Annotated in this window: 4 protein-coding genes and 1 pseudogene; 3 read left to right on the forward strand and 2 right to left on the reverse strand. The window is 65.1% G+C overall.

Annotated features, from left to right (window positions below):
- Positions 1–191: 191 nt before the first annotated feature.
- A complete protein-coding gene (locus DGA31_RS08585; protein ID WP_109512224.1) occupies positions 192–1,865 on the forward strand; it encodes a putative bifunctional diguanylate cyclase/phosphodiesterase in 1,674 nt (557 codons plus the stop codon).
- Here DGA31_RS08585 and DGA31_RS08590 read toward each other — a convergent pair whose 3' ends face one another.
- The gene (locus DGA31_RS08590; protein ID WP_109512225.1) at positions 1,866–3,248 is read right to left on the reverse strand and encodes a NorM family multidrug efflux MATE transporter; all 1,383 of its coding nucleotides are present in this window, start codon (positions 3,246–3,248) and stop codon (positions 1,866–1,868) included.
- A 263-nt stretch (positions 3,249–3,511) separates the two neighbouring features.
- Here DGA31_RS08590 and DGA31_RS30660 point away from each other — a divergent pair.
- Together DGA31_RS30660 and DGA31_RS30665 are read left to right on the forward strand one after the other, a co-directional pair.
- A pseudogene (locus DGA31_RS30660) lies at positions 3,512–4,633 on the forward strand (Cache 3/Cache 2 fusion domain-containing protein); the annotation flags it as partial.
- 132 nt (positions 4,634–4,765) lie between these two features.
- Positions 4,766–5,488: a methyl-accepting chemotaxis protein gene (locus tag DGA31_RS30665; protein ID WP_421957956.1), complete on the forward strand. Its 723-nt coding sequence runs from the start codon at positions 4,766–4,768 to the stop codon at positions 5,486–5,488.
- Between the two features lie 241 nt (positions 5,489–5,729).
- Here DGA31_RS30665 and DGA31_RS08600 read toward each other — a convergent pair.
- On the reverse strand, positions 5,730–7,037 hold a 1,308-nt coding region (locus DGA31_RS08600), incomplete at its 5' end, for a YifB family Mg chelatase-like AAA ATPase (protein WP_109512227.1).

Below are 7,037 nucleotides of genomic sequence, written 5' to 3' on the forward strand. Positions count from 1 at the left end.
GTGTACGAAAGGGCAGGCATTTTAACAGGGTCATGGCGCTGTGCAGTGACCTTCGTCCCTTTCTCAGTAACCGCTATCTAAATTTCTTGATTTTGTTACATTTGCACACCGTACTCATTTACATTTTTTTCGATACCTCGTTTTGAGGTTTCCGCCCCCTTGCATTTTTCCTCTGGATTTAGGGAGTCAGCTTGCCAACGCGTGTCGAACCCTCGCGGTTATTGCTGCTGGCCTGTGAGCCTGAATGGCTGGAGCAACTGCAAAGCTGCCTGGCCACCCTCTCTGCGTCAATCACGCTGGATTGGATCCAGGACTGGGACGCCGACGGCAGGCGCTACGCTGGCGAGCGCGACACGGTACTGCTGGTAAGCCCCGAGCTGCAGCCACCGGCCGGCAGCTGCAGCCTGCCGATCGTGATGCTGCTGGAGGCCGAACCCGATACCGGCCTGGCCGGCGCCAGCGACTGGCTGGTACGGGACAGCCTGACCCCCGACACCCTGCGCCGCTGCCTGCGCCATGTGCGCGAACGCGGGCATCTGGAGCGCACCCTGCAAGGCCTGGCCGAGCAGGACCCGTTGACCGGCATCGCCAACCGCCAGGGGTTCCAGACCCTGCTGGCGGCGCGCCTGGCCGAGCACGACGGTACGGGCCTGGCGCTGGGGCATCTGGACCTGGACAACTTTCGCCGGGCCAACGATGCGCTGGGCCACCAGGGCGGCGACCGGCTGATCCTGCAAGTGGTGGCGCGGCTCAAGCGCCAGCTGGATGTCAACGACCAGATCGCCCGCCTGGGCAGCGATGAATTTGCGCTGTTGATCGACACCCGCGACGCACCGCAGCGGGCCGCCCTGGTGGCCGAACGCATCATCGAGGCGCTGTCCGAAGCCTACTGGATCGACGGCGAGAGCCTGCTGCTCGGCTGCAGCTTGGGCGTGGCCCATGCCCGCGCACGGGCCGGGGCCGACCCGCTGATGTGGCACGCGCACATTGCCATGCGCCAGGCCAAGAGCATCCAGGGCTGCACCTGGCACCTGTTCGATGAGCGCATCAACCGCAATGCCCGCAGCCTGGCCGACCTTGAAGGTGAACTGCGCCGGGCCTTGCGCCGTGATGAACTGGAACTGCACTACCAGCCACGCCTGTGCATGAACAGCGGCACCATTGTCGGGCTTGAAGCCCTGGTGCGCTGGCGTCATCAGGAGCGCGGCCTGTTACCGCCCAGCGAGTTCGTACCGCTGGCCGAACAGAGCGGTCTGATCGTGCCCCTGGGCTACTGGGTCATCTTCCGGGCACTGCGTGACATGCGCGCCTTGCGCGAACAGGGTATCGCGCCGTTGCACATGGCGATCAACCTGTCGTTCCGCCAGTTCCAGGACAATCAGTTGCTCACCACCCTGAGCCGCCTGATCAACGAGCAGGGCGTGGATGCCCACTGGCTGGAATTCGAGCTGACCGAGACCGCCGTGATGCGCCGCAGCGACCTGGTGAGCAAGACCATGGATGCCTTGCGTGCCTTGGGCGTGCGCTTCTCGCTGGACGACTTCGGCACCGGTTTCTCATCGTTCGTGCACCTCAACAGCCTGCCGATTGCCCTGCTGAAAATCGACAAGAGTTTCGTCGGTGAAATGGAACAGCGCCCGGAGAACCGCCAACTGGTCCACGCGATGATCAACCTGGCCCATAACCTGGGCCTGGAAGTGGTGGCCGAAGGCATCGAGACCGAAGGCCAGTTGGCCTTGCTGCAAGAGTACGGCTGCGACCAGGCCCAGGGTTACCTGATTCGCCGCCCGCTGCCGATGGCCGAGCTGGTCGAGTACCTGACCCAGGGCGGCGTGCCCGTGCAGTCGTCGAACCAGGACGGCTGATCAGGCCTGCAGGGTTACCGGCCGGGCGGCCTTGCGCAGCAGGCGCGCCATGCGCCGCTCGAACGCCCAGGTCAGGGTCACTGCCGCACACAACAGCCCCAGCGCCAGCCCCCACCAGACGCCTTGCGCGGCAGCGGGCGTCTGGAAGGCCAGCAACCAGGCGGCGGGTGCCGCCACCAGCCAGTAGCAGGCCAGGCCGATCAGAAAGGTGATCTTGGCATCCTTGAGTCCGCGAATCGCACCCATGGCGATGGTCTGCACGCCGTCGAACAGCTCGAACCAGGCGGCGATGGCCAGCAGCTTGACTGCCAGCACCACGATGTCGTTGAGCGCCGGGTCGTCGATGTCCAGGAACAGGTTGATGATCTGCCGTGGCGCCAGCCAGAACAACAGGGCAAACAGCAGCATCAGCGCGCCCCCGAAGCCAATGCCCAGCCGTCCGGCCAGGCGCGCCATGTGCAGGTTGCCGGCCCCGTAGTGCTGGCCGATGCGCATGGTCACCGCATAGGAAATGCCCACCGGAATCATGAAGGCCATCGACACCGTCTGCAGCGAGATCTGGTGCGCGGCCATTTGCGCGGTGCCCAGCGCGCCCATGCAGAACGCGGCAAAGGTGAACAGCCCGACCTCCACAGCGTAGGTGCCACCAATGGGCAGGCCCAGGCGCCACAGCTCACCCAGATGACTGCGTGACAGTTGCCCCAGCCCCTGGCGGATCGGGTAGGCCGCATACGCCGGATGCCTGCGAATGTGCAGCGCCAGGGCCAGGGCCATGCAGTTGGTGACCACCGCAGTGACCAGACCGATGCCGTACAGGCCCAGCGCAGGCAGGCCCAGCCAGCCTTCGATCAAGGCGTAGTTGAGGATGAAGTTGGCCAGCGCCCCTACCAGGCTGATGACCATCACCGGGCCCGCCCGCCCCAGGGCGCTGGTAAAGCCCCGCAGCGCCATGAAGGTCAGCAGGCCCGGCAGGGCCAGCGGCAGGGTGGTGAGAAACTGCATGGCCATGTGCACATTGCGCGGGTCCTGGCCCAGGTGCAGCAGCAAAGGCTCCAGGCTCCAGAGCAATGCGGCAGCCAGGATGGCCATGCCCCAGGCCAGCCATAACCCGGCCTGGGTCAGGCGCGTGGCGCCTTCGACATCGCCCGCGCCCTGACGAATCGACACCAGCGTACCGACCGCCGCCATCACCCCGATGCAGAAGAACGACACAAAGCCATAAGTGGCGGCGCCCAGCCCGCCGCCGGCCAGTGACTCGGGGCCCAGCCGGCCCATCATCACCGTATCGGTGAAGACCATCAGCATGTGCGCCAGTTGCGAGGCGATCAGCGGCCCTGCCAGGCGCAGGATGATCCAGAGTTCCTTGAGGGCGGCGGGCTGCATGTTCGTGGGGCTCGATGAAAGAAAGAAATGGAACTGCCTATTCTGGCGATTCACAAGGCTGGATACAAAGCTATAAATAAGACAGTGGGCGTAGTGGCAGTTTCCAGGTAATGAGCCATTAATATCCTTGCAAGACGCTCAAGTATGAGCCGCCTGTGCCGACCCATGGGGTGCGCCGCGCTGCGCTTCGAACCTTCACTATTAACGTTGCTGGCTGGCGAGTCCCTTTTGCGGGGCTTCGAACCACCCAGCCTGGAGCCGTCATGTCCAAGCCCCGTGCCCGGATTGCTTCCCAGCTTGGTATTGCCCTGGCCGTCATTCTGGCGGTCGTCATTGGCAGCAGTACCCTCTTTGCCTTGCGCTCGCTCGATGCGGCCAACCTGGTCATCCGCGAAGAACACATGGCCAGCGAGGCACGCCTGCTGGCCGATCAGCTCAATACCTTCCATACCACGCTGCGCGACAGCACCCAGCGCCTGGCCAACCTGTTCGAACAGCGCTTTGCCACGGGCCTGAGCGTCCAGTCCGGCACCACCTATACGGTGGCCGGCACCGTGACGCCGGGCCTGTTCCTGGAAGGCCAGGCGCTGAACAACGAGTTCAGCGAGGTGGATGAATTTCGCAAGCTCACCGCCGGGGTCGCGACGGTCTTCGTGCGCAGTGGCGACGATTTCATTCGGATCAGCACATCGCTGACCAAGCAGGACGGAACGCGGGCCATCGGCACCGTGCTGGACCGCAAGGGCCAGGCCTATGCAAAGCTGATGGCGGGCCAGCCCTACGTCGGCAAGGCGCTGTTGTTCGAGCGCAACTACATGACCCAGTACAGCCCGGTGCGCAATGCCAGTGGCCAGATCATCGCCGCTCTGTTCGTGGGATTCGACTACACCGATGCGCAGAATGCCCAGTTCGAAAACCTGAAGAGCTTCCGCATCGGCAAGACCGGTTCGCTGGCACTGCTTGATGAGCAAAACAAATGGCTGGTGGCACCGGCCGGGGTCAAGAATGCCGACCAGGCCGCCACGGCGGTGACCGCCGCCGTCGCACAGTCGGGCAAGGGGCAGTTCTGGCAGGATGGCGACGAGACCTTCTACAGCGTAAGCATGCCGTTCGAAGGCGGCCCATGGAACGTCGTGGCGAGCATGCCGCAGCAGGAAATCGGTTCAGTGACCTGGAGCGTCGGCACACAACTGGCGATCGGCAGCCTGCTGGCCATGCTGATCGCGGTCGGCGGGTCGATCTGGCTGTTGCGCACCAAGCTGCGGCCCCTGTCGGAACTGGTGCAACAGGCCGAGGCCTTGGGCGCCGGCAACCTCAGCGTGCGCCTGCCGGTCACCAGTCACGACGAAATCGGCCAACTGGCCGGCAGCTTCAACGCCATGAGCGAAGCCTTGTCGACCATGGTCGAGCACATTCGCACCGCCTCGCGCCAGGTCAGCGACCGCGCCCATGCCTTGTCGGGGTTGTCCAGCGGCGCGCATGCCGGCATGGAGCAGCAGTCCGGCGAAATCACCAGCATGGCCGGTGCGGTAGAAGAGTTCAGCGCCACCTCGATGAACATCGCCGACAACATGCAGGACACCGAGCGTCTGGCCCAGGAAAACGCGCGCCAGACCCGTATTGGCCGTACCTCGATGGACGAAGCGTCCGGCTCGCTGCAGCAGATCGCCGCGTCGCTGAGCAGCACCGCCACGGTGGTCGACACCTTGGGTCAGCGCTCCCAGGAAATCGGCAGCATCGTCGGCGTCATCACCTCGATTGCCGACCAGACCAACCTGTTGGCCCTCAACGCCGCCATCGAAGCGGCCCGCGCCGGCGAACAGGGCCGCGGCTTTGCCGTGGTCGCCGATGAAGTGCGCAGCCTGGCTTCGCGCACCCGCCAGGCCACCGATGAAATCTCGACGATGATTGCCAGCATCCAGCAGGAAACCGGCAATGCCATCAACACCATGCAGCAGGGCAACACCCTGATGCAGGAAGGCCTGTCGCTCAACAGCAAGGTGGCCCAGGCCCTGGCCCAGATCGACGAACAAAGCCGTGAGGCCGGCCAGCAGTTCGCCGTCATCACCACCGCCGCCCAGGAACAGAGCAGCACCGCCACGACGCTGAGCGGCAATTTGCAAAGCATCGCCATGACCAACAGCGAGCAGCGCGAAGTGGTGGCCAACCTTGCCGTCACCGCCCGCGAGTTGAATGCCCTGGCGGCCGAGTTGCTGGCCGAGGTGGACCGGTTCAGGTAAGCCGCTGCCACGCGCCTGCGGATGTGGTAGGAGCGCGCTTGCCCGCGACCGAGTGCGTAGCGCTCGCAAAATCTGCGAAACGCCACAAATTTACGATTGTGAACGTATTCAAAATCTATGAAACGCTGCAAATTTACGATTGTGAATGCATTCAAAATCTATGAAACGCTGCAAATTTACGACTGCTACGCAGCCGGTCGCGGGCAGAGCGCGCTCCTACGGGGGTTGCGCCGTGTCCGTGCTACGTCGCTGGCCGATACTGCAATGCCTCGGCCACATGGCCGCGCTCGATCCGGTCCTTGTCTTCCAGGTCCGCCAGGGTGCGCGCCACTTTCAATAACCGGTGGGCGGCGCGCAGCGACAGGGTCAGGCGCTCGCAAGCGGTTTCCAGCCATTGTTCGTCGGCGGTCGATAACGGGCAGTGGGCGCGCAGGCCCGGCAGGTCGAGCACGGCATTGGCACACCCCTGGCGCCGTTGCTGGCGCTCCCGGGCCTGGGCGACCTTGGCGGCGGCACTGGCGGTGGTTTCCCCCACCGAAGCCGGCACCATGAGCGAGGTGGCCTCACGCGCCACGGTCAGGTGCAGGTCAATGCGGTCCAGCAGCGGACCGGACAGTTTGTTGCGGTAGCGCTGGATCTGGTCGGTGGAACAGCGGCAACGCCCGCTGGGCTCACCCAGATAGCCGCACGGGCACGGGTTCATGGCCGCTACCAGCTGGAAGCGCGCCGGAAAACGTACCCGGTCGCGGGCCCGGGCGATGACGATATGCCCTGACTCCATCGGCTCGCGCAGCACCTCCAGCACACGCCGGTCAAATTCCGGCAACTCATCCAGAAACAAAACACCATGATGGGCCAGGGTAATCTCGCCTGGTTGCGGACGGCTGCCACCGCCCACCAGCGCCGGCCCCGACGCCGAATGGTGCGGCTGGCGAAACGGCCGTTGCGGCCAGTGGTTCAACGGCACCTGGCTGGCCACCGACTGGATGGCCGCCACTTCCAGCGCCTCGTACTCGTCCAGCGGCGGCAACAGCCCGGGCAGACGACTGGCGAGCAAGGTCTTGCCCGTGCCCGGCGGGCCGCTGAACAACAGGTTATGACCACCGGCCGCCGCCACGATCAACGCGCGCTTGGCCGCGCTCTGGCCTTGCACCTCGCTGAGGTCGGGATAAGGCTGGGCCTGGGGCAGCAAGCCGTTGGCGCGGTACGCCGTCATCGGGGTCTGGCCGTTGAAATGCGCCACCAGTTCGCGCAGATGATGGGCCGCGATCACCGTCAGGCCGGCGGCCAGGCAGGCTTCTTCGGCATTGGCGGCCGGCACGATCAGCGTGCGCTGCGCCTTGCGCGCCTCCAGCGCCGCCGGCAACACCCCCTGCACCGGCCGCAGCGCCCCGGACAACGCCAGTTCGCCCAGGCACTCGATGTCTTGTAGCGCGGCCAGCGGAATCTGTCCGTTGGCCCCCAGCAGGCCCAGCGCAATGGCCAGGTCGAAGCGCCCGCCGTCCTTGGGCAGGTCGGCCGGGGCCAGGTTGAGCGTGATGCGCCGGTC

It is taken from the genome of Pseudomonas ovata (assembly GCF_003131185.1).
In the GTDB taxonomy this organism is placed as follows: Bacteria; Pseudomonadota; Gammaproteobacteria; order Pseudomonadales; family Pseudomonadaceae; genus Aquipseudomonas; species Aquipseudomonas ovata.